This window comes from Corynebacterium sp. ES2794-CONJ1, from assembly GCF_025660615.1.
Taxonomy (GTDB): Bacteria; Actinomycetota; Actinomycetes; order Mycobacteriales; family Mycobacteriaceae; genus Corynebacterium.
In genome coordinates this window covers 81,467-104,207 of the sequence record NZ_JAOTIM010000005.1, presented here as the reverse complement: position 1 = coordinate 104,207, position 22,741 = coordinate 81,467, and the positions used below count along the sequence as shown (strand labels likewise).

21 protein-coding genes and 1 tRNA gene are annotated in these 22,741 nt (G+C 53.7%); 13 read left to right on the top strand and 9 right to left on the bottom strand.

Annotated features, from left to right (window positions below):
• The first annotated feature begins 103 nt into the window (after positions 1-103).
• The 3 genes from N7326_RS07525 to bsaP all read left to right on the top strand — a co-directional run bounded on the left by N7326_RS07525 (position 104) and on the right by bsaP (position 1,712).
• Positions 104-186 (top strand) — tRNA-Leu (locus N7326_RS07525).
• A gap of 276 nt (positions 187-462) precedes the next feature.
• The gene (gene bioB / locus N7326_RS07520; protein ID WP_259079299.1) at positions 463-1,455 is read left to right on the top strand and encodes a biotin synthase BioB; all 993 of its coding nucleotides are present in this window, start codon (positions 463-465) and stop codon (positions 1,453-1,455) included.
• Positions 1,455-1,712 carry a biotin synthase auxiliary protein BsaP gene (gene bsaP, locus N7326_RS07515; RefSeq protein WP_259079293.1) on the top strand — a complete coding sequence of 86 codons (258 nt, stop codon included), beginning with the start codon at positions 1,455-1,457 and terminating at the stop codon, positions 1,710-1,712. The genes bioB and bsaP overlap by 1 nt, the downstream gene beginning before the upstream one ends.
• Positions 1,713-1,888: 176 nt before the next feature.
• Here the strand turns inward: bsaP and N7326_RS07510 are convergent, their stop codons facing one another.
• Both N7326_RS07510 and N7326_RS07505 read right to left on the bottom strand, forming a co-directional pair.
• A complete protein-coding gene (locus N7326_RS07510) occupies positions 1,889-2,347 on the bottom strand; it encodes a hypothetical protein (protein ID WP_259079291.1) in 459 nt (152 codons plus the stop codon).
• Positions 2,344-3,021, bottom strand: coding sequence for a hypothetical protein (locus N7326_RS07505; RefSeq protein WP_259158567.1), 678 nt, complete (start codon positions 3,019-3,021; stop codon positions 2,344-2,346). Before N7326_RS07505 ends, N7326_RS07510 begins: the two co-directional genes overlap by 4 nt.
• 171 nt (positions 3,022-3,192) lie before the next feature.
• Here N7326_RS07505 and N7326_RS07500 point away from each other — a divergent pair, with 171 nt between their 5' ends.
• Entirely contained in the window at positions 3,193-3,567 is a 375-nt protein-coding gene (locus tag N7326_RS07500; RefSeq protein ID WP_259079288.1) for a hypothetical protein, read from the top strand.
• Positions 3,568-4,036: 469 nt separating this feature from the next.
• On the top strand, positions 4,037-5,437 hold the full coding sequence (gene amn / locus N7326_RS07495; protein WP_259079286.1) for an AMP nucleosidase: 1,401 nt from the start codon (positions 4,037-4,039) through the stop codon (positions 5,435-5,437).
• A 771-nt stretch (positions 5,438-6,208) separates the two neighbouring features.
• Here the strand turns inward: amn and N7326_RS07490 are convergent.
• From N7326_RS07490 to N7326_RS07480, 3 genes are read right to left on the bottom strand one after another with little or no spacing between them, the layout of a single operon-like run.
• The gene (locus tag N7326_RS07490) at positions 6,209-7,552 is read right to left on the bottom strand and encodes a Y4yA family PLP-dependent enzyme (protein ID WP_263088363.1); all 1,344 of its coding nucleotides are present in this window, start codon (positions 7,550-7,552) and stop codon (positions 6,209-6,211) included.
• The gene (locus N7326_RS07485; RefSeq protein ID WP_259079278.1) at positions 7,549-8,841 is read right to left on the bottom strand and encodes an FAD/NAD(P)-binding protein; all 1,293 of its coding nucleotides are present in this window, start codon (positions 8,839-8,841) and stop codon (positions 7,549-7,551) included. Before N7326_RS07485 ends, N7326_RS07490 begins: the two co-directional genes overlap by 4 nt.
• Positions 8,842-8,844: 3 nt before the next feature.
• On the bottom strand, positions 8,845-9,852 hold the full coding sequence (locus N7326_RS07480; RefSeq protein WP_263088362.1) for a pyridoxal-phosphate dependent enzyme: 1,008 nt from the start codon (positions 9,850-9,852) through the stop codon (positions 8,845-8,847).
• A gap of 368 nt (positions 9,853-10,220) precedes the next feature.
• Between N7326_RS07480 and N7326_RS07475 the strand changes: the two genes are divergently transcribed.
• Positions 10,221-10,400, top strand: coding sequence for a hypothetical protein (locus N7326_RS07475; protein ID WP_263088361.1), 180 nt, complete (start codon positions 10,221-10,223; stop codon positions 10,398-10,400).
• 356 nt (positions 10,401-10,756) lie between these two features.
• Here the strand turns inward: N7326_RS07475 and N7326_RS07470 are convergent, their stop codons facing one another.
• Together N7326_RS07470 and N7326_RS07465 are read right to left on the bottom strand one after the other, a co-directional pair.
• Positions 10,757-12,115 carry a dicarboxylate/amino acid:cation symporter gene (locus N7326_RS07470; RefSeq protein ID WP_259079271.1) on the bottom strand — a complete coding sequence of 453 codons (1,359 nt, stop codon included), beginning with the start codon at positions 12,113-12,115 and terminating at the stop codon, positions 10,757-10,759.
• A gap of 192 nt (positions 12,116-12,307) precedes the next feature.
• Positions 12,308-13,174, bottom strand: coding sequence for an esterase/lipase family protein (locus N7326_RS07465; RefSeq protein ID WP_263088360.1), 867 nt, complete (start codon positions 13,172-13,174; stop codon positions 12,308-12,310).
• 95 nt (positions 13,175-13,269) lie between these two features.
• On the opposite strand from N7326_RS07465, the gene N7326_RS07460 reads away from it, so the two are divergent.
• The 4 genes from N7326_RS07460 (at position 13,270) to N7326_RS07445 (ending at position 16,795) form a co-directional block, all read left to right on the top strand.
• A complete protein-coding gene (locus tag N7326_RS07460) occupies positions 13,270-13,854 on the top strand; it encodes a nitroreductase family protein (protein ID WP_259289559.1) in 585 nt (194 codons plus the stop codon).
• An 88-nt stretch (positions 13,855-13,942) separates the two neighbouring features.
• The gene (locus N7326_RS07455) at positions 13,943-14,542 is read left to right on the top strand and encodes a nitroreductase family protein (protein ID WP_259079259.1); all 600 of its coding nucleotides are present in this window, start codon (positions 13,943-13,945) and stop codon (positions 14,540-14,542) included.
• Between the two features lie 227 nt (positions 14,543-14,769).
• Positions 14,770-16,176, top strand: coding sequence for a hexose-6-phosphate:phosphate antiporter (uhpT, locus tag N7326_RS07450; protein ID WP_259079258.1), 1,407 nt, complete (start codon positions 14,770-14,772; stop codon positions 16,174-16,176).
• A 61-nt stretch (positions 16,177-16,237) separates the two neighbouring features.
• Positions 16,238-16,795 (top strand): gamma carbonic anhydrase family protein, encoded by a 558-nt coding sequence (locus tag N7326_RS07445; RefSeq protein ID WP_259079252.1) that lies wholly within the window; start codon positions 16,238-16,240, stop codon positions 16,793-16,795.
• Here the strand turns inward: N7326_RS07445 and N7326_RS07440 are convergent.
• On the bottom strand, positions 16,792-17,802 hold the full coding sequence (locus tag N7326_RS07440; protein WP_263088359.1) for an ROK family protein: 1,011 nt from the start codon (positions 17,800-17,802) through the stop codon (positions 16,792-16,794). The genes N7326_RS07445 and N7326_RS07440 overlap by 4 nt on opposite strands.
• 296 nt (positions 17,803-18,098) lie before the next feature.
• On the opposite strand from N7326_RS07440, the gene N7326_RS07435 reads away from it, so the two are divergent.
• Entirely contained in the window at positions 18,099-19,196 is a 1,098-nt protein-coding gene (locus N7326_RS07435) for a TIGR00730 family Rossman fold protein (RefSeq protein ID WP_259158554.1), read from the top strand.
• A 33-nt stretch (positions 19,197-19,229) separates the two neighbouring features.
• Entirely contained in the window at positions 19,230-19,646 is a 417-nt protein-coding gene (locus N7326_RS07430) for a MarR family winged helix-turn-helix transcriptional regulator (RefSeq protein ID WP_259079241.1), read from the top strand.
• Positions 19,647-19,691: 45 nt separating this feature from the next.
• Here the strand turns inward: N7326_RS07430 and hrpB are convergent, their stop codons facing one another.
• Positions 19,692-22,058 carry an ATP-dependent helicase HrpB gene (hrpB, locus tag N7326_RS07425; RefSeq protein ID WP_263088358.1) on the bottom strand — a complete coding sequence of 789 codons (2,367 nt, stop codon included), beginning with the start codon at positions 22,056-22,058 and terminating at the stop codon, positions 19,692-19,694.
• 56 nt (positions 22,059-22,114) lie between these two features.
• Here hrpB and N7326_RS07420 point away from each other — a divergent pair, with 56 nt between their 5' ends.
• The gene (locus N7326_RS07420) at positions 22,115-22,729 is read left to right on the top strand and encodes a DNA-3-methyladenine glycosylase I (RefSeq protein WP_310593319.1); all 615 of its coding nucleotides are present in this window, start codon (positions 22,115-22,117) and stop codon (positions 22,727-22,729) included.
• Positions 22,730-22,741: the final 12 nt, after the last annotated feature.

Below are 22,741 nucleotides of genomic sequence, written 5' to 3'. Positions count from 1 at the left end.
AAAAACCAAATGTGTACTGCGGATTTGTTGCTCTATTGTGCGATCGTGTTAAGTTAATGGCAACGCTTTTTCTGTGTCATTGAAGTAGGAAGTGTTAGTTTGAGCCCAGGTGGCGGAATGGCAGACGCGCTGGCTTCAGGTGCCAGTGTCCGCAAGGGCGTGGGGGTTCAAGTCCCCCCCTGGGCACTATCCCATCACTCATCGTAGTGGTGGGATTTTTGCTGTTTTCTAGTCATAAGAGGTGGCAACAAGGTAATAGTCACCCAAAAAGGAAAAAATTAGTGGTACCTAAGAGGTGCAGGCTATAGCGCGATTGGTGTTATAACCGAAAAAAACTTGAACGTTGTTTAAGTGTTTGAGGTGCGCATTGATTAGACTGAGATGACATCACGCAAGCGATCTTCTCACTCGCTCTACCGCAATACGCTACTCGATCGCTCATACAACCGTAGGAGATAAGCCATGGATATCCTCGCGCTGGCACAGGACAAAGTACTTGGGCAAGGCATCGGTCTCAATAAAGACGAAGTTCTTGAGATCCTCAATCTGGAAGAAGACCGCATTCCCGAGCTTCTCGACCTCGCCCACCAAGTCCGTCTGAAATGGTGCGGCGAAGAGGTTGAAGTCGAAGGAATTATCTCGCTCAAAACAGGCGGCTGCCCCGAAGACTGCCATTTCTGCTCCCAATCGGGTCTCTTTGAATCTCCCGTACGCTCCGCCTGGCTTGATATCCCAGGCCTTGTAGAAGCGGCTAAGCAAACTCAAAAATCTGGAGCTACCGAGTTCTGCATCGTTGCAGCCGTAAAGGGGCCCGATGAGCGGCTCATATCGCAGCTCGAACAGGCTGTCGCCGCTATCAAGGCCGAAGTTGATATCGAGGTTGCCGCATCCATCGGCATTCTGACTCAAGAGCAGGTCGATCGCTTGAAGGCAGCCGGGATCCACCGCTATAACCATAACCTGGAAACCGCGCGGTCCTATTTCCCCGAAGTAGTCACTACTCATAGTTGGGAATCGCGCCGGGCCACTCTTGAAATGGTCGCGGAAGCGGGCATGGAAGTGTGCTCTGGCGGCATCTTAGGTATGGGGGAGAGCCTCGAGCAGCGCGCCGAATTCGCTACCGAATTGGCCGATCTTAACCCCACCGAAGTGCCCATGAACTTCCTCGATCCCCGCCCAGGCACCCCTTTTGCCGATCGTGAGGTTATGGAGACGGCCGACGCCTTGCGCGCCATCGGGGCCTTCCGGTTGGCGCTGCCTAAGACTATCCTGCGCTTTGCTGGCGGCCGTGAACTTACTCTCGGAGACCTTGGTACCGAGCAGGGCCTTTTAGGTGGAATTAATGCCGTAATTGTAGGAAATTACCTCACAACATTGGGCCGGCCTATGGAGGATGACGTGGATCTGCTCGGCAAATTGCGGCTGCCTATCAAGGCTTTGAATACGACGATCTAATGAGAAAACCAGCATCAACGGAGCTGCTTGAGGCCGTCTTAGCCGGGGATGAACCCCATTTTCATCCCAATACTGGCCAGGAAGTTACCCCAGATCTCACGCTTGCTCTAAGTCCCTCGGCTCGTGCCGGCCTGGAGGCGCCGCGGTTTTGTCAACTCTGCGGCCGGCGCATGGTCGTCCAGGTGCGCCCTGATGGGTGGGAAGCTATATGTTCGCGCCACGGGGCTCTCGATTCTGTTTATTTAGGCAGGCGTTAACTTCGAATCCATTTGCACTACCTACAGATACGCTTTGGAGCAGAACTGCGGGCGCTAGGTATTGTAGCTCTGGGTCTGACGAGTGGCGTGGGGTCTTTCGGCGGGTAGCACCCCAACCAGCTTTAGCCAGGCTCAGTCAGCCCTCACCAGCCCTAACTAGCCCTAGCCAGGCTCAGCTAGCCCTCATATATCCAATCTGCCAAAGCCTGGGCGATAGTTTGGACGAGATGCACCACCATACCGAGTTTGATATCCCTACCGAAAACCCCCAGAACCAGATGCCCCACTGGGGGATGTTCAATACGGGCGAGCCCTAAAAGTTCAGAGCCAGGCAGCTGAACAGCAACAACCGTATCCTGAATCTCATCTTTTAATGGGTCCATGACCTGAGCTTGAGCAGTGGACACACCCAGCATCGAGGAGTTCAGGGCTGCCATGCGCGAAGCATTATCTTCGGAATCGAATCCTATGGAACACACATGAATACCATCGCCAGTTCCAATGATCATCGCATGGACATTCGGATTCTTGCTTCTGAGGTGAGAGAGAATAGGCAAAGCTGCATGAGCGATATCATTGGTGCCAAAATCGCGATCTCTAACCTTTCGGTGCTTAGCAATTAACTCATCGCTCATAGCTGATTCCTGAGGGCCAATTCTGCAACGTTGATGACATCTTCCTTTATACGGGGGTCTGCTATAACCACAGGGATGAAGGCAGTGTCTGTGCTAGGTGTCGTCTCATTAGATAGGAGGTCTCGAAGAAGACGATTGGCGATTATCTCGGCGCGTTGGACGATCGCTTTGTCGTCTCCGTGCACGAAGTTAAGCGCTATACACAGGCGTCCCGCAATAGCCGAGTCTTTGACTACTGGGAACCATGACTGTAATTGCTCTTCAACCAAGTCCTCTTCACCATAGAGCCATAAGACAATTCCAGCCTCAGGATTTTTGAGGGCGGAACGGCTGGCTGAAAAGCGCTCCTGCCCGGGAATTCCAAAGAGACCCACTTCGCGGTTGTCCGCGCGCTTCCATATCCCATAATCAATACTGACTGTGGTCGAAGACTTGCCGGGGGCAACGAATTCTTGAGCGGCTGCTTTCGCTTCGGTGGTGATAGTGAGAATGGAGGAAAGAGTCTCTATACTGGTGGTTTTTCCGATCCCGACCGGTCCGGCAAAGACGAGCTCGAGAGTGGTTGGGGATCCGACGATTGAATCTCGGGGTGCAGTGAAGGAGGGGTCGAGATCGACGACGTCGAGTTCGTCCACTTTGCCGTGACGCCTACGCCTAAAAGACTGTGCAATCATTTTTCCGATAGTTTCAATTTAAATAGAAGGTTTGTGTAGTTACCTGTTGTAAAGGAGTAGAAAATTTTCTATTCTTATCATAGCAGATTGGATACTTTGCTATTCTTGCACGATATCACCATTGTTCATCGTTAGCAGGCAGTTAAATCAAAAAGAAAGCAGAACCAAAATATGTCCGAACAACAGAAACTCATAGACTTCGTCGAGAGTCTCAGCAATAATCTCAATGGCTTCTTAGGGGCGTCGGTGGTCGATCTTGGAACCGGGATGTCTTTGGCTTCAACCTCTAAATTGTCCACTTTCGATCTGGATGTTGCCTCCGCTTATAACAGTGAAATGGTCAAGGCCAAATTCAAGGCGATTGAGGCGCTCGGGATCGACTCGCAGCTGAAAGATATGCTTCTTACCCTCTCCGACCAGCTCCATCTGATCCGCATGCTGGACGGGAATATGTTTGTCTATGTGGCAGTGTATTCCGCACAATCTAACCTCGCTATCCTCAGGACAATCGTTGATCGTAATATCGAAGCGTTTGGGCTAGCCTGAATTCAACATTCTCACTCAGTCAAGCCGGATCAGAGCGATCGGACGCCCACAAGCGCCCCAGATATTGGCGCGGATAAGGCAGACGATCTCACAGCCACAGGACTGCCGCTGAGACACGAGCAGCCCTTAGATCAGCCGCCGGCTGGCCCATCTACGTTATCTGAAGCTGAGGATGCGGGTGTCTACGATAATCTATCCAGGCATCGTGCCCACAGTGATGTGGTTATAGGGCGGGAGATGCCTGGCATTTCCTCCCTCGGCAGGTCTCCGGCACGACCAAGGAGAATCCTCTCCTGGTTGCGGAGGATCCTCCGGCGCTAGGCGAGAGTCATAGCGAGAGCCATATATCGCCCCCGTTGCATGCAAAATTGTGCGTTATAAACGAGTCAATTATCTAAGGCCATCGGGTAAGATCTTGGTGCTAAGAGACTCAAAATAGCGCTCAATTGGTCTGCGAGAGGCGTATGGTATGAATGCTGTGGAAGCTGTTGAAAAGCTCATCAATCACTACGACCGATCATGCGCTTTGGCTACACAGTGTTGTGAATCTGGGAATTTCGACAATTGGAAGAATATTACGTACCCCAAACTCATGGTGCGGGTGCTACGGTGGCATCCAATTGATCGAACCGAACCGTTCGGATACGTAGACGAGGCCGGTGTGTATTCGGCGGTAATCAGCCGCCCGCGGTTGCTGCGCTCCTATCTGATAGCCCAACTCGAAAGGCTGACGTCCAACTACCCGTGTGAACTACAGGTAGTGGACTCAGAAATCGCGATTGCCCCCGAATACCTACCGGATTTTAATGCCGAGGTTTTTCTACAAACGGAGCGCCCCGCTGGGGTGCCGCGACCATCATTAGATATGGTGGACGACGCCATTGTTGATGGTGAATGGGAGGTATTCCATCGATCCGAGAAACCGCTTTTTCACTTTAGTCCGCAGCGCTTCGATATGGCCTGCGCGCGTATTGAGCACTATACGGGCATAGGCGTACAGAGTGTTCAAAAATACTTACTCTTTACCAATTACGGCATGCATATGTCTGAATTTTTGCGCTTCGCCTTATCTGAACTTCATCGCCCTGGATCTCGCTACCACGAACTGGTGACTGCTAGCGGTGCGGTCCTGCACTCAACCACCGCCGAATACCCCAGCGAAGAAATATTCGAACAGGCACTAAGATCTCTACACCAAATGCCTCGCCTAGATTTGGTGGCTGCGGACAATAGCGGGGTAACAATGGTGAATATTGGGGTTGGTCCCTCAAATGCCAAAACTATCACTGACTGCTTAGCCGTTTTAAGGCCTGAAGCCTGGATAATGATAGGGCATTGCGCCGGTCTTGATGGGCGCATGCGGATTGGCGATCTCATCTTGGGAAATGCCTACCAGCGGAGCGATAACCTGCTCAATGGGCATATTCCGCTCGATCTTCCGATCCCCGCCATCCCGGAGGTCCAACGTGCACTTGAGGCAAGTGTCAAAGAGATCTACGGCGAGGATCTTTCCCTGATGCGCACCGGTACTGTGATTTCTACTGATGATCGCAACTGGGAATGGCATACCCCGAGGGCTTTATGGGAGTGGCTACGCGGCTCCACAGCGGCTGCGTGCGATATGGAATCAGCTACCTTAGCGGCTAATGGATACCGCTACCGAGTACCCTATGGCACCTTATTGAGTGTGTCAGATCTGCCCCTGAATGCGGTGCCGAAACTACCCGCTGGTGCCCAAGCCTTTTATTCCAGCTCAAAGGAAGCGCACGTGATGTGCGCGGTGCGGGCAGTGGAGAAACTTGCGGCGCAACCGGAAAAGCTACACACCAGGAAATTACGGCGCACGGTGGCGGAACTGCCGCTGCGTTAAAAAGTGCCACGGTTATATAGTTATATTAAGGCGCGGTAGCAGAATGTCCATGGATACCTCCCAGACGCTAATCGCGCAGCACTACTAAAAACTATTAAAAAATCGCGAATATTCTTCAGATAATGCCACGTCTGCTTGCTTAAAAACAAGGAGTAGAAAGCACAGGATAGTCACGCTAGAGAAATGGATCATCACTAGGAGTATGGCCTTACCATGAGCGCCTTATCTACTCATAGGTAAATGGCCAAATTACTAGCGCTGGTCGTTCTCGCAGATATCTCTCCACTGCGTGTGGTGCGCACGAGGGTTTTCCATCAATGTCGCGCCGATCGCATAAGCCCTGCTCAAGTTACGGCCTTTTGCGTACTCCACCATAGTCTTTACCATAGTCTCTGTCGGTGAAACCCCTCACCTCTCACCGTTTAAGAAAATAGCCAGCATGGCTGTGTCGAACGTGTGGCAGAGATGGCCCGAGCGCCCAGATCCAGCACTAGGTCTTAGGCCATGCGATCGGTGACGATCTAGATTCACGAGACAATTCCGCGTTGACAGTTGTCTTACTTTCGAAATAAGGAGAGGTCATTTCCACCGCTATTAGAGGCACTCACTTAATCTAAGCACTTAGTCTAAGCAGGTCCCAGCAATTAGTACCGCGACTAACCTGCGCTCCCGCACATACAGGATTCACCAGCATCCTCCCGCTCAGAGCTACTTTCTTGATCCCCGGAGCCCCAGCAGCGTCTTCTAAGAGTCAAGAAAGTAGCACCAGCGTTAGGAGTGAGAATCAATGGCGTCCAACACCCACGTGTTATTAGCGTGACGCACGATATTCTTGGCCAGAGGAATTTGGTGCGAGGCTGATTCCAAGATGTGCATAAAATACCCTGCGGTATTGACAATGGCCACGGTATCGCCAGGTGCTACAGTAAGCTGCATCTCGCGGCGGATAATGACCTCATCCTCGATGCAATATGCGCCCACCAAATACCCCGTCATATCCCTACGGGGGCCATCACCTGTGGGAATGAGGATGGGGTCAAGCAGAATATCGTCCGCGGCGGTACGACATTGTGTGCGATTCATAGCCAAGCCCACCAGATCGAGTCCGTCGGAACGCTGCTTGGTAAATTCCACGCGGCTTAAAATCATGCCACATCCATCCAACAGGCTCCGCCCGGGTTCCAGGTGCAGCCTTAAGCCCCGCGCTCGTAGCGCCGCAGCGGCCGTGCCGAAGCCGTGGACCTCGCCGCTAAGCAGCTGGGTAAGCCACTCGCCGCGAACTGGGCGCTGCCAAAAGGGGTAAGTATTTATGAGCGGATCGCCCTTCCACGTAAAGGGTTCGCGCTTGCCAGCTCGTTGCAGAGCCAGTTGCTCGTTGAAATATTCCCATTGCTTAACATCCTTGAGATAGCTCATGGGTATACCACCGCCGATATCAATAAAAGAAACCGGGTGGTTATTTTCTTTGTAGTGATCCACAAGTACTAGCGCTTCTGCTAATGCTTGTCGACGATCTTTCTCACTGTACCCGTGGAGATGGATATGCGTTCCCACCACGTCAATGCCCGAGGGGACCTCAGTGCCACGCCAGGTGGACAGCAATTCCCCAAAACGAGTTGGTGCTAAGAGAGCAGGATCAGGGGCTAAGCGCGGAGCGATATGGGCGGTGGTCTGACGTGCTTGAGCACTGCGCGAGATCCGGGTGAGTTCGGTGACATTATCGCAAGAAATGACTACCCCAGCCTGAACTGCGTAGTCGATCAGGGCGGCATCCTTAATAGCAGCACTTAAGATCACGCGCTGCGGATTAACTCCGCGTTCTAAAACTTGCTGCAGTTCACGCAGGCTCGCGACATCCACGCCCAAACCGGCATCGCGGGCGGCGTCGACAAAAGCGAGGGCTTTATTGGCTTTGCGAGCAAAGAATATTCCTACCTCAACTCCTGCCGCCTTACCTGCGGAAATGAGCTCGTTTGCATTATCGCGCAAGGGTGCTGGATTAAGGAGATTAACTGGTGATCCGTATTCGTCAATAAGGGTGCGAACCAGCTGAGGATCATTGATAACCTGATCCATCCAGGGCAGCGTCCTGGCCTCTAAAGGTACGGTGCTCATGATATATCCTCCGAACTAATGCGTGCAGCCCACCTGGGGATCTCATCCAAGAGGGTGCGATTTAGAGAGTCATGGCCTGGGACTATGTGCTCATTCATACGGCCAATAATGGTGATTCCAGGTATATCAGCAAAAACCGACGCCTGTCCTTGGGGTGGGAGCACAGCGTCGATGAGGACATCAACGGGCTGTGAACCTACCATCCATTCCGCGACAATGTCCGGGTGTCCGAGATACTGAGTATCTACCACCTGGGAATCGATAAGGTCGAGCAATACCTGCGCCGTATACGGTGGCGGGCCGAATGCAACGCGTTCCAGAGGACGCGATAAGTCCACATAGCCGGGGATCGGACCAGCATGCTGATGCCGTTTGATAATGGCGGGGTAGAGCTCTCGCAGTGCCGCCCCCACCGCGCCGGCTGGGCTCAGGGGCAGATCGCCACGGGCTACCGCCAGCGATTGCCGCAGCTCGGCGACGGCATCACCAGTAAAATCTTCACCCTTGATCACATCCTGCACCTGGTCTAGCGTACAGTCAGCGAGTGTGACCGCCGCTTCGGCTAAAATCTCGGCCAATTCCGTGGCGTTAGCGCAGCTTAGTACGCGCTGAGAGAATTTAGGATCGAGCTCGGGCACCACAACCGTGGGATCGAGTTTGACCTCCATAAAGCGCCCGGAACGATTAACCGGATAAATTTTTGTAGCCACCTGGCCGTACAACATACAGACGTCAATAAAGGTCAACGCCGCCCCGCGCACCCCAATCGTCGCGGGGTTATCGGGGAGGTTGGCATTCCAATACAGCGGCGTAACAGGCACCGCACTGTCGCTATTCCGCAGAGCTCCCGGGTGGTCATGTTCGTGGCCAGTGACAACGAGGACCTCATCGAAAACGTCGCCTGCAATTTCGTAGCCGGAATTTTCATCAGGGATAATTTCGGTGATGGTGTGCGCCTCATAGCGGATCTGAATATGTTCTGGGGCTCTCTCCAGGGCGGCTTGCCACGAGGCTGCTAGAAACTTACCAACGAGGGCGCGCGGTGGAAAAGGATCGGGGTCATAGCCCTGGTCCACGCGCCACTGGTCGAGGGAATTGAATGCAGTTTTAACCGCGGAGGAGCGCAAATTAAGACGAAAATTTGCGGGTTGATCCTCGCGGTACACTGCTCCTGCGCCGGGTGGGAAGGGATCAAAAACCACAATATCAAGGGCTTTCCGTGAGCGCGCGATGAGCTCCTCAATGGCCCAGAGGCCGCGTGGTCCGGCGCCTACAATAGCAATTTTCATTCTTTACTCCTTAAAGTAGGTCGTTGGATCATCGAGGACGTGCTGATCGATCGTAAAATTCTCATGAACCCACGTGTCGTTATAGACAGTGTCCACGTAGGCGTGGCCTCCGTCGTGAAGCACGAGCGCAACGGTGGAGGATGGGGGTAGCTGAGGAATAAGCCGTATCAAAGCAGCAATGACAGCACCGCCAGAGGCACCGGGGAGGATACCTTCGCTTAAGGCTAATAAGCGCGCGCCCATGATGGCGTCAAGATCTTTTATATATTCGACGCGGTCGGGGTGGAAGGCGCGGGAGAGCTCGGTGACCACTCCGGCGCCGTAGCCTGGCAAGAGCCGAGTGCCACGCTGCCCACCGTAGAGGACGGAACCGAGCGCATCAACCCCAATTTTCACGGTAGGCGCCGAGATTTCGCGCAGTTTTTTCGCGCAGCCCCCGAGGGTGCCAGTGGTGCTCATGGCGACTAAGAGATGCGAAGGTGGCCGACCTAGCTGCGCAATGATCTCCGTCATTGTCCCCTCAGCATGGGCGGTAAAAGCCGCTTGGTTGGCGTACTGATTGAGATTAAAAGAATCAGGTATTTCTGCTAGAAGTTCTTCTACGCGCTGGCGCCGAGCGGTCAACCAATCTCCAGTGGCCGGATCAGGACGCTCTAACATCTCCACGTGGGCGCCGAAAGCCTTCATGGTCAATACCGTGGACTTATTCACTCGCGGATCGACCACGCAGTGGAATCGCATGCCGGCACTTCTGGCGAGGCGGGCGAGGGAGATGCCAAGATTTCCTGAAGAGGATTCGATGAGTGTCGAGCCTTCGCTGATTTTTCCGCTGGCGATAGCATCGTTGATCAGAGCATGCGCCGTTCGGTCCTTCGCGGATCCACCTAAGTTGAATTGCTCCAACTTCGCATAAACGCCGATATCACTTCGGTTGTGAATACGGTCGAGGGACACTAAAGGGGTATGGCCCACCATCTGCGTGGCGGAGGTAGGCGAAGAATCTTGGCACATAAAACCCACGCTAGTCGGATTAGGCCTTATATGACGTGTGATCTTGCTTGTATGGTGTTGAGCTGGGAAAAGAAGGCTACCCAAAGACTTATGCGGGCTGAGAAACGAGAAAATACACAGGTCGATCTGTCCTCGGAGATTCAGCAGTATGACCATCCTCCGTCACGGTTTTTGTAGTAGATATGAAGGTTTTTACCGCTCGCAACCCTCCATTCGATCAAAAAGGTCCTGTGCCCTCGTAGAGATCTGTCGCACCCTGGCAAGCTTTAGACCTCAAGATTTAAGGCATCAACTGCATAGAGGTGGGCGTGTGCTTGTTATGGATTACCGCATTTGAGGGCGATATCGCTGAATATAAAACCCCATCGATGAGCAGGACTTATCAGCTACAAGCGCCCTATATGGCACAGGCGGGTTTATGGCTGGGACAGTTACCGATCTTCACCCTGATGAGCCTCTTCGCTGCTCGTGCGAATCGGGGTTATGTGGAGGATTGTGCTGATAGTGACCTCATGGAGCTGGTGCGGTTCCAGGGATTTTACCAATAAGGCACAAAGGATTACGGCCACTGCAGCAGTGTGCACGTGTGCACACCCAGATTGCTGCGCACCTGTTGATGAAGGCCTGGGTCACTATGGTGTCAGCTAGTAATTCGGTGGCGGGATTAACTGAGACCAACCGAAACCAAGACGATGAGCCCCACGTGGCCACGCCGTTGTTGTTCTGCCATTTATGGCGTTTGGGGTGCAGCTTAGGTAGTACCTTGAGGTCGCAAAAGTGGCTGGCAACCACTGCCCTTGGGTGCAATGACCGAGACGGGGGAGGAAGGATCCACCTAGCACTGAAGAGTATTGAGGTATGAGAAAACCCCTTGGGCTTCCCAAGGGGTTAGACAAAGTGATCTCTAGGAGACCGCAACATTCTGGCGGGAGTGCGACTCGGCGCTAAGGTCCTCGTAGCTGGTGTCATCATCGAAGATATCGTCGTTCAAGATACCTTCACGTTTAGCCACCACGACGGTGGAAAGATTTTGGCCTGTTACGTTGACCGCGGTGCGGCCCATATCGATGATGGGTTCCACGGCGAGGAGAAGACCCACGCCTGCAAGAGGCAGTCCCAGGGTTGATAAGGTGAGGGTAAGCATCACGGTAGCGCCCGTGGTACCGGCTGTTGCTGCGGAACCGATGACGGACACGAAGATGATGAGCAAGTAGTGAGTGAGACTGAGGTCAATGCCGTAGAACTGGGCAACGAAGATTGCGGCGATCGCTGGGTAGACCGCAGCGCAGCCATCCATCTTGGTGGTAGCACCGAGGGGGATCGCGAAGGAGGCATATTCTCGCGGAACACCCATGGATTTCACGGCCACCTGCTGGTTGACCGGCATGACTCCCATGGAGGAACGGGTAACAAATCCAAGGGAGGTAATAGGCCAAACTTTGCTGAAGAAGCGCAGGACGGGGATGCGGTTAGCCATCAATACCACCGGGTAGATCACAAACATCACGATGGCGAGACCAACATAAAGGGCAAGAACAAATTTTCCTAAGGAACCAATAGCATCCCAACCATAGGTGGCAACCGCATTACCGATTAGGGCGGCGGTGCCGATAGGGGCCAAGCGGATAATCCACCACAAGATCACTTGAATGATCTGGAGCAGAGATTCATTGAATTGGAGGAAGGGCTCTGCGGCCTTTCCAGCTTTGATCGCAGCGATACCGAGCGCGATCGAGATAAGGATGAGTTGGAGGGCACTAAATCCTAGTCCGATATTCTCGCCACTATTCCACGCCTGGAGGCCGAGGAAGTTGGTGGGAATAACAGAGTTAATAAAGCCCAGCCACGAGCCAGTGGAATTAGGCTCAGCAGCCGCTGCAGGATCGATGCTGGAGTTCACGCCTGGCTTGAGTACCGTGGCCACGATAATGGCTGCGATCACTGAGAAGAAGGCCGTGATTGCGAACCAGATGATTGTCTGTCCGGCGAGGCGGGCAGCATTTTTTACCTGTCGTAGATTGGCAATGGAGGTAATAACGGCGGTAATGATGAGCGGTGCGATCATGACCTTGAGGAGCTTGACATAGGTCGAGCCGATCCAGCTCAGGGTGGCGCTTAACCATGAGGTTTCCTCAGCCCCAAGGGAATTGTCGAAATTTTTTGCTACTAATCCTAAAATGACGCCAATGATGAGGCCGATGGTGACCTGGGCGCCGAAGCTGCTGAGCCACGAAGGTGCCTTCGAGCGGGTGGTGGTTGTCATGGGAATCCTTGAAAATTATAAGTTTTGTACTGATCGGTCTATTTGTGAATGGGGAGAGAATCTCTCCTAAATACACTTTTTCATGGTGTCCGAACTGGTTTTATCGCTGATATTGGGTGATTGCGCACTCAGTTTAGTGGGGCACCTAGGAGAAAGCAAGACGAATCAGTTGATTTTTTCGTACCGCTCGGTCTACTCTTGGCCGCGAAGTATTCGCACGGCTTCGCTGAGGCGCTCGGTGAAGGGTGGACGATGAGGTGGGGTTTCCCGCTCCAACTCCGCAAAGGTAGGAGCATTGCGCAGGAGCGCTTCTAGAACGAGCTCACGAACATATTTATTAGTCGACATTTCTTCGTGGCGCACTATTGCCCATTTGTGACTATCCTGCACACAAATATTTTCCGCATCGGGACCTTTGAGGTAGCCCGCTTCTAAAGGCGTAACAATGGCATCTTGACGGGTCACAATGGAGGTATAGCGAATTCCGGGCAGGGTATCTCCTGCGGCATTGAGTGCTGTAATGAGGGGGGAACCGCTTAATAATTCCAACCCGGCTGGGCCAAACCAGCTTGCGATGATTTTATCTAAGCTGCGCTCCAGCGTTTCAGTGCGCGCCGCCGCGGGCAAGAAGGCGATGGGAGTGGTTCCCTGGTTTGGTACGGAAAGGCTGATGAGGTGGTGGGTTTTGTGCTCGCCGCCTAAATGATGCATCCAGTATCGCGCCAAGATCCCACCCTGGGAATGTCCAATGAGAATGACCTTGGGAGCCTTCGTCACTTCCAAAACTGCCTCTATATAGGCGCCTACTTGGCTGGCGGATTCCTTTACCGGCGCGGTAGAGCGATGGCCGAAGTCGGGGGCGAAGACAGCGAAGCCTGCAGCGCGCAGATCTTGGCCCAATTCTTGCCAATTACCCTTGGTTTGCCCAGTGCCATGAACGAGGACGACTGGAAAGGGGTGCGCGGAGGTGGGGCGGGCGCGCCAATCATCTTCGAAGATATTGGCGGTGGGAATACGCGCAAGCAGGGGGGTGCGGGTTTCTGCGGGTAGCTCTGCCATATTAACTAAGCTTAGACCCCTGGGGTCAGAAAGTCCTTGACCGGGTTTTTCTGCCTATGTTATCGTTGACACTTCAACAAAATTAAGGAGAAATAATGCCTCTACATGATATGAGTGTTCGCGAGGCCATTGAGAGTCGTCGCGCAACTCGCCACTATACCGACCAGCCCGTGACCGACGAGGTTCTCGATCATATTGTCACTCTCGCCCTCGAGGCACCAAGTGCCTTTAACGGCCAGCGCCGTGACCTCGTGGTGGTCCGCGACCAGCAGATCAAGGATGGTATTTATAAAGCCTCGCAGCAGACCCAGCTGCGCGACGCACCGGTGGTATTAGTAGCTATCGCACGAACCGGCGAACCGGACGACCTAGCAGAGATCGTTGGCGAGGAACGCGCCGAAGGCATTAAAAAGTGGCTCATGGCTGAGCCGGGTAGGCTGCGTGAAAGTGCTATCAAGGACGCGATGATCATGGGATCTTTTGCAATGATCGCCGCTCAGAGTCAAGGGCTTGTAACCTCGCCCACGACTGGCTGGGATGAGCGCGGCATCTTAGAAGCAGTGGGGCTTGGCGATTCGGCCGATCACGGCGTGGGTATTGTGCTCGCGATGGGGTATCCAGCGGAATCCCCCGAGCACCCGGGGCGCAGAGACGACCGTCGCGTCGACAATCACTACTAAAATTATTTTATTGAGCGCGCCTTTTCCCAAAGGTGCGCTCAATTTAGATTAGGGTGGGTACAAAACTAGGCTTAGAATTGGGGCCTCGATGACCACCCAAAGCGTGACCAACCAAACCGTGACTGACGCTATCATGCAGCGCCGATCGGTGCGCTCTTTTACTGATGAGCCCGTAGCCAATGAGCTTATCGATCATATTATTGCTCTCGGATTAGAAGCACCCAGTGCTTTTAATGCGCAGCGACGTGATCTGGTGGTGGTGCGAGACAGGGCTGCAAAAGAGGCGATCTTTGCAGATTCTCAACAGGAATTTTTAAGTCAAGCTCCCATCCTGGTGGTGGGGGTCGCTCGGCTCTTCGAACCGGATGACCTCAGCGATTATATCGATCAGGACTTCGCCATTCAGGCTTTAGAGTGGTATCGCGAGGAACCTGGCCGACTACGCGAAAGTGCCATCATTGATGCGACCATTGCCAGCTCATTCCTCTTGCTTGCCGCGCAGAGTCGAGGATTGGCCACCTTAGCAACAACCGGATGGCACGAAGATCGTGTTCTCGAGGCTATAGGTCTTGCGGGACGAGGGGATTATGGGGTGGCTATAGTCACGGCTATGGGGTATTCGACTGAATGCCCGCCCCACCCTGGGCGCAAAGCCAATCGGCGCGTTGACGGACGTTATTTCCTGTGACTAAGTAGATACAAAGATCACTATTTAATATATACCACATAGAAGCCCTTTTTCTGGCTATTGAGCCTGCTCAGGCGCCCGTAGTGTTACTCAACGCTAGTAAGATATCTCACATAAAAATACTATGAATTCACTTTATGAAGTGATTTTAATCATGGTTTTACCGGGATTTATTGGCTGATAATTTTGTAGTTATAATGAGCGCGTTTTATGGAAATTATCGGTCCTTGAGCAGAAAGAAGCTAAGCGTGCTCGCATTCTTAGAGGAAAAGAGGAAGCCGACTCTCGACCTGCCCGTCGAAGAACGTCGGAAGATGTGGTTCAAGCCTTTTATGCAGTCCTATATGGTCGTTTTCGTGGGCTATATGGCAATGTATTTAATTCGCAAGAACTTTAACGTGGCCCAGAATGATTTGATCGAAACCTACGGATTGACCAAAACCCAGCTGGGTATGATCGGCCTGGGGTTTTCGGTGGCCTATGGCATCGGTAAAACCGTGGTGTCGTATTACGCCGACGGTAAGAATACGAAGCAATTCCTCCCGTTTATGCTTATTCTCTCCGGCCTGTGCATGTTAGGTTTCAGTGCCAGCCTGGGCGGCGGCAGTGTTAGCATCTTCTTAATGGTTGCCTTTTATGGTCTGTCTGGCTTCTTCCAGAGTGCCGGCGGTCCTGCAAGCTACTCCACGATTACCAAATGGACACCGAGGAAGCGCCGCGGCACCTACCTTGGTTTGTGGAATATATCGCATAATATCGGTGGCGCCGGTGCAGCAGCGGTGGCAGTATTCGGCGCTAATGTCTTCTTCGGCGGTCACGTCGTAGGTATGTTTGTCTTCCCCTCGGTAATCGCGCTCATCATTGGTTTCTTTGGTTTGCGATATGGTTCAGATTCTCCAGAGGCCTACGGTTTAGGCAAGGTAGAGGAACTCTTCGAGGAACCAGTCAGTGACGAGGACCTCGCAGCGGAGAGGGAGAACCTATCCAAGTGGCAGATCTTCTTGCGCTATGTATTAAAGAATAAGATCATCTGGATTTTATGCTTCGCCAATATTTTCCTGTATGTAGTTCGTATCGGTATTGATCAATGGTCGCCTGTCTATGCCTATGAGGTTCTAGGATTCTCCAAGGAAGCTGCTATCTCCGGCTTCGCCCTCTTCGAGGTGGGTGCGCTCACCGGTACTCTTCTGTGGGGCTACCTGTCCGATTTCTTCAATGGACGCCGAGCGCTGGTGGCCTGCGTCGCCTTAGCCCTTATCGTGGCCACCTTGGAGTTCTACCAGTTCGCCACCAATGAATTTATGTACCTGAGCGTACTCTTCGTGCTTGGCTTCCTTGTTTTCGGCCCGCAGCTTCTCATCGGTGTGGCAGCGGTGGGCTTTGTGCCCAAGCGCGCGATTAGTGTGGCCGACGGCATCAAAGGCACCTTCGCCTACTTAGTCGGCGATAGCTTCGCCAAGCTGGGTCTGGGCATGATCGCCGACGGGCGTCCTATCTTCGGACTCACTGGCTGGGCTGGTACCTTTGCTGCCTTAAATTTCGCCGCCATAGCCTGCATCGTGCTGCTCTCCTTCGTAGCTATTGCTGAAGAGAAGAAGATTCGTAAGGCAAAGAAGCAGCAGGCCACTGCCTAAGCCTCTGTGATCAGACGCCCACCCGAAAAAAAATCAGCGGGTGGGCGTTTTTTGCACCATAATGGGCACTATGCCTCTTATTCTTCCCTGCGGCGGCAAAACCCCGCGTATCCATTCCTCTGCCTATATCGCCCCCAACGCCACCATTATCGGTGATGTGGAAATTGGGCCCGATTCCTCCATCTTCTATGGCTGCGTCCTGCGGGCAGATAGCAATTCCATCCGTATCGGAGCGCGAAGCAATATCCAAGATAACTCCGTCCTCCACGTCGATGCGGATGCTCCCGTGGTAATCGGGGATGATGTCACTGTTGGCCATATGGCTCTTGTCCACGGCTCTACCGTGGCAGACGGCGTTCTCGTGGGAATGAAATCCGCTTTGCTATCGCGCTCCACTATTGGTCGCGGTTCCCTGATCGCGGCGGGCGCAGTTGTGCTCGAAGGGATGGATATTCCGCCGCTGAGTTTAGCGGCGGGCGTACCTGCGAAAATACGCCGCACTCTCAGCGAGGAGGAGGCTCGGGGATTTATCGAGCACGCCGGGCGCTATATTATCACCGCCCACACACAGCCCCTGATCACCGAGGCTGTGGACATAGCCGATGTCCGCTATGACTAGATAGAATAATAATCGCGCCGGGTTTTAATCGCCTGCGTAAATCCCAGCGGGTCTGCGAGCAAGGGCGCGAGCGCTATTGCCCGAGCTGCAGCTCGAGCATTATCAAGGTGGGTAGGAATAACCCGAATTTCCACCTGTGCGTGCTTCGAGCCGCGAATCGACCGCGCCAGGCCATGCGCCTCCTCGCGACTTTCGAAGGCGGACCCTGCGAGCACAATGGTATGCGGATTGATCTGTTCCGTGAGCTGTAGAACAGTCTGGTGAAGTGGCAGTGCTGGGTCGACGGCGAGGCGCTGGACAGAAGTAAAGGTATGCACGGCGGCGCCAATAGAATCGTCGGCATAGCAGATGAGCCCGCGGTGGTCTTCGCGATGGTTGACACGACTATGAGAAATGCGTTGAGCTTGTTGCTCCGCGCCCGCGATTGCCTCGATAACATTGACGGCCCGAACCTGGGTGTCAAAGGCCTCCTCGAGGGGCGAGAGCAGATTAATATGATCCCAGCCGAGGTTGTCGGCGCTGATACGGCGGCGGGAATTGACTGCTCCCGGGGTGGAAATGCCGATATTAGCCAGCGGAATATCATAATCCGACAGCATTGTTCTCAATGTCGGGATGAGCGCTTCGATAAAGCTCGTAGGAGAATGACGGTGGTGATCGAAAGAGAGAAATTGCTCGCGAATCAGTTGCCCCCCGGAACCGAAGAGTCCTATATAGGTAGAAGAGGTGCCTATAGCGATACCTATATGCAGCCACGGGCTGGGGGCGATCTCGAGTGGGATTTTGGGTCGACCTGGACCTTGAGGCTTGATTTTATCGGGGCGTTCACGCACGAGATCGAGCTGCATCAAAGCTAAGGTGGCGCGTGTGATCGTGGGCTGCGAATGCGGCGAATGGTCGACTAAGAAGGTGCGCGTGACCGGTTGGGTGAGCCTAATCAGCTGCAGACATAGGGCCGCTGGCGTTTGGGGTCCTATAAATTCTGCGGAGGCTGGGTATGAGCTCACAAGGTGCATAGGACTATGATAAACAAAACAGACAACCTAGTCTAATTAAATAGACAGATCGTTCAGCTCGGGTGTACCCTCAACGATGCAATCAAGGCTGAGGCAAAAGGAAAGACTCAGACGTTGTTATCCCGCGTACTTTTGCAAACTATTATCAACCTAGCTCCATGATATAAACGGATTCACTAGATAAACTGCCGTAATCAACCGCAATACAGCTGGCCACAGGATAGACCTCATCGCTCACATCCCCATTTGCTTCGAAAGTATCGGGGAGTGGATTAGAATGACTAACCATGACTTTCGCTGTAGCTGCTTCGCCCCTTGATGACCTCACCGTTCGCATCATGACAAACGGTGTCGACCGAGATCGCGAAGACCGCACCACAGCGGTAATCAACAATCTCAACCGCCTCAGCCCAGGTGATAGTCGCCCGGATATATCCGACCCGACTATCACCCGCTACCTAGACTTTGATAGTCAGCGCGGCGATATCGGTGTAGTCCTCGAAACTCAAACCGGCGAACTGGCCGGCGTTATGTGGGCTTCCTTTATTAAGGCATGGGGTTTTGTTGCCGATAATGTTCCAGAAATGGTGCTCTTCGTAGACCCGAAGTGGCAAGGCCATGGCATCGGCGGCTGGTTTATTGATCAAGCTATTACCCATGGCCGTACCCACGGATGGCAAGGAATAAGCGTACGCGTCAATCCACATTCGCCAGCTCGACGCCTCTACGCGCGCAAGGAGTTTATTGCCCAGGATATGCAGGGCATTATGTTGCGCACCCTTTCCCCACTCATTAAATCCGTAGCCGTCTATTGCGGCTCGGTCCCAGGTAACCGCAGTGAATATGCCGATGCGGCCCGCGATCTAGGGCGGGAACTCGCCGAGCGTGGCATCACTATGGTGTACGGGGGCGCCACAGTAGGGCTCATGGGCGAATGCGCCAATGCCTGCCTTGACGCGGGAGGTGAGGTAATCGGAGTGATCCCTAAAGGCTTGAAAGATCTCGAATTCGCCCACCCAGAATTAACGCGCTTGGAAATTACCGACGATATGGTGGACCGCAAATCGCGGATGGAGGAGTTAGCGGATGCATTCATTGCCCTCCCGGGTGGCATGGGAACCCTCGAAGAGCTCAGCGAAGTTCTCGTACGTCAACAACTAGGTCCCTATACCGGCCCTGTAGCCCTCTTTGATGTCGAAGATTACTGGCAGCCGCTTATCGACGCTCTTAGGATGATGGGCGAGGAGGGTTTTATTTGGCCCCGCTATTTAGACGCTATCGTGGTGGCAGATAATGTCAAGGAGCTTTTTGAGGGCTTCAATACCTGGGCCAATCCAGGCTTGAAGTGGCAAAGGGGTGCAGCGGGAGAGAGCGTGCAACACTAGCAGCTTTTCATTGCATGCAATAGAATTGGACATATGTCCGCCCAGGAAAAACTCCAGTCAGATATCTGCTTTCAGTTCTATACCGGCGCTCGCCTTCTCCAGCGCAGCTACCGACCCTACCTAGAAACGTGGGGAATCACCTATGTGCAGTACCTCGTCTTGCAGTGCCTGTGGGAAAAAGACGGGCAAACTATTGCCGCCATCGGTGCTCTCGTCGACCTCGACTCCGGCACCCTATCGCCGCTACTCAAACGCCTAGAAAAAGCTGGATGGGTACAGCGGGCAGTCGATGAAACCGACTACCGCCGCGTGATCTTCTCCCTCACACCGAAAGCCCAGAAGCTCGAGGGAGAGGCTGAAGATATGCGCAGCCAAGTGGAATCTATGATTGGACTTAACAACGAGGATATGGCGGCGATTCACAAGATCATGGACAAAATCCGTCCTTAACTACTCTTGGCGATACTTAGCAACACCTGGCGACTCTAGCGACACCTAGCGACTCAGTGCCCTTTTAGTCTTCGCCGTGGCATCGCTTCGTGATGGATGCTCGGGCCACGGATGCTTAGGATAGCGGCCTCGCATCTCGGAACGGATATGGACATAAGCACCAGACCAAAACCGACTGAAATCGTCGGTACGCGCCAGCACCCGTCCAGCAGGGGAGAGCAGCTCGAAAAGTACTGGCTGGCCCAGGATAGTGGGAGTGTCATCGAGACCGAAGCACTCCTGTAGTTTCACCGCGACCGTAGGGCGCTGACGATAATCCACCCTGATAAAATGGCCTGAGGGTACCTGCAGAGATTCAGGAGCGAGCTGATCCAGCTCGCCTGCTATCGGCCACGGAAGAATACGTCTTAAGGCGGGGTAGAGATCAATATCTTTTTTACCTGCTCCCTCAGCTAAAGCATCAAGCTCTGGGCCTAACCAGGTCAGGGGATCAAGGGCTGCGATATCCGGCCATGGCTCGCCTAGGCGCTCATATAGGAAGTGCAGCCGATCTAAAAGATGACGGGCCCGATCAGAGAGCTCGAAGAAATCTATCCCGTGGCTGCTAATAGCCTCCGCATAGGCCCGGCGCGCCATGAGACGATCGGGAGCAACCGGGCGTTCTGAGAGGGTAATAGCACCTAGCTTCTTTCGCTTTATAGCCCGGATCTTCCCCTCGGCACTTATACAGGTACTGCATTCTTCAGTGGGAGGGTAGATGCGTAGGGCTGCTGCGTGATCGAGCGGCGCAGCCAGGCTGATCTGGGCTCCGCGCGCCTGTAAGGTCATATCAGCAATGGCAATCCACTCAGGTTTATGATCAGCCCACAAGTTTCTAAGAGTGGCTCTGGTTCCACTGGCCAGCAGATAGTCCTCACCTTCATTGTGAGCAATACTTTCTGGCATAGCCAAGGCCACGATCTCTCCCACCGAATACGAACGTGCATCATCGGGGGCATAACGCTGCAAGCGTGAGACTTCCCGCCGAAAGCGTGGGGTGGGGGACAGGTCCCTGATCACTTGGTTTAGATCCCCGCGCGCATCCTCCATCATGGCCGCGATGACCTTCGCTGCTTGCTTGCCTGCTTTTAATAGTGCGTGGGCATAACGCGGCGGCGCTGGAATTTCAGCGAGTTTGCGCCCCCAGGCGTTCAACTGCCCCTTATCGTCGAGAGCAGCAAGGGTATCCAAGGTTGCCAGGGCGCTTTCCACAGCGGCCATTGGAGGGGGGTCGAGGAGTGGGAAATCACTGAGTCGACCGCCCCATCCTAGTAACAGGAGAAGAAAGTTGCTGAGATCAGCAGCAAGAATCTCGGGCTGTATATGAGGCTGAAATTTAGCGAAATCATGCTGTCCGTAGAGCCGGATCACCTCACCTGGGCCCTCACGCCCTGCTCGACCCGCACGCTGAATCGCAGAAGACTGACTACACGAGGTGGTCACTAGCCCACTAAGCGACCGACCTGCATCACGCTTCGGAGTGCGCACCAGACCTGAATCAATGACGATTCTTACCCCAGGGACCGTGAGCGACGATTCTGCAACCGGAGTGGCCACCACGATACGCTGACCAGGGGAATACAACGCCTCATCTTGGGCTTGCCTTGATAACTGTCCATAGAGGGCAAAAACTTTAACAGAACTGAGAGCCTCGATGTCGCGGCATACAGTATTGACCTCCCGCACACCAGGCATAAATACCAAAACTGAATGCGGCGACGAGGTCGCCTTTTCCACCGCAAGGCGGGCGGCTTGATGCAGAAAATCCCGATGACACTCCGCCCGTCCAGCCAGGGGGACATAGGAGATATCCAGTGGAAAAAGGACACTGTCGGTACGGATAACTGGCGCTGACAGAAGATCGGCACAACGGGCTGTATCCACGGTCGCTGAGAGCGCTCCTACGATAAGCTCAGGGCGCAACTGTCGTAATTCCACCAGCATGCCCATGAGAAGATCGGTATCTAATTGACGCTCGTGGACCTCGTCGATAAGAACGGCGCTCACCCCAGATAGCTCAGGATCAGCAATCAGACGCCGCACCAATACCCCGGGGGTAAGAAACTCCACGAGCGCACCTGGATGGCTCTCCCCGCGCACGGTATAGCCCACACGATCACCAAGGGAACTATGGTCGAGCTGCGCAAGCCGCCGCGCAGCCTGCCGCACCGCCACCCGGCGCGGCGCGGTGACTAAAACCTTGCCATTTAAGGCGCATGTATTAGCCACCAGCGGAGGAATAAACGTGGTCTTACCCGTGCCTGGTGGGGCCTGAACCACAACAGTGCGGTGATCATCTAACGCGGTGGTGATCTCGGAAGCGATAGCGCTCACAGATAAACCACGACCGATTGATTCCAACGCAAAAACCATTATTCAAGGATAGCCTTAAAGCAGGAAACCCTCCGATCGAAAGAGAGAACTTACGTGTGATACCTGATCTCGAAGCGCGTGGTCTTATCATGGGCGCAGACGGCCGCGCGCGACCACAATGGGCGCATGGCAGTAATCTCATGCGCGCCTACTATGACACCGAATGGGGTGCGGTCATCACAGACGAGCAATCGATCTTCGAACGCCTCGTCTTAGAAAGCTTTCAAGCTGGTTTAAGTTGGGAGATCGTGCTCAAAAAGCGCGCAGCTTTTCGACGTGCCTTTAAAGACTTCGACCCCGAAAAAGTTGCACACTTTGGTGCCAAAGATATTGAGCGGATGGCGGCAGATACGGACATTATCCGCAATACCCGAAAAATATCGGCCGCCATCACCAATGCCCGTGCCACCCTAGCGCTGCGCGCACACGATGAGGGCGACTTGGCGCACCTCGTCTGGTCCTATGCGCCACAACCACGACCGCGCCCCCAAAACGCCGCCGATATACCCACCAACAGCCCGGAATCGCGCGCTCTTAGTAGTGCATTGAAAAAACACGGCTTCGTTTTTATCGGCCCCACCACCATCTATTCCTTCATGCAAGCCATTGGGATGGTAGATGATCGCATTTCAGGCGCCGCCGATCTCATCCCCACAGAAAAATCAGACTAGGAGAATAAATTT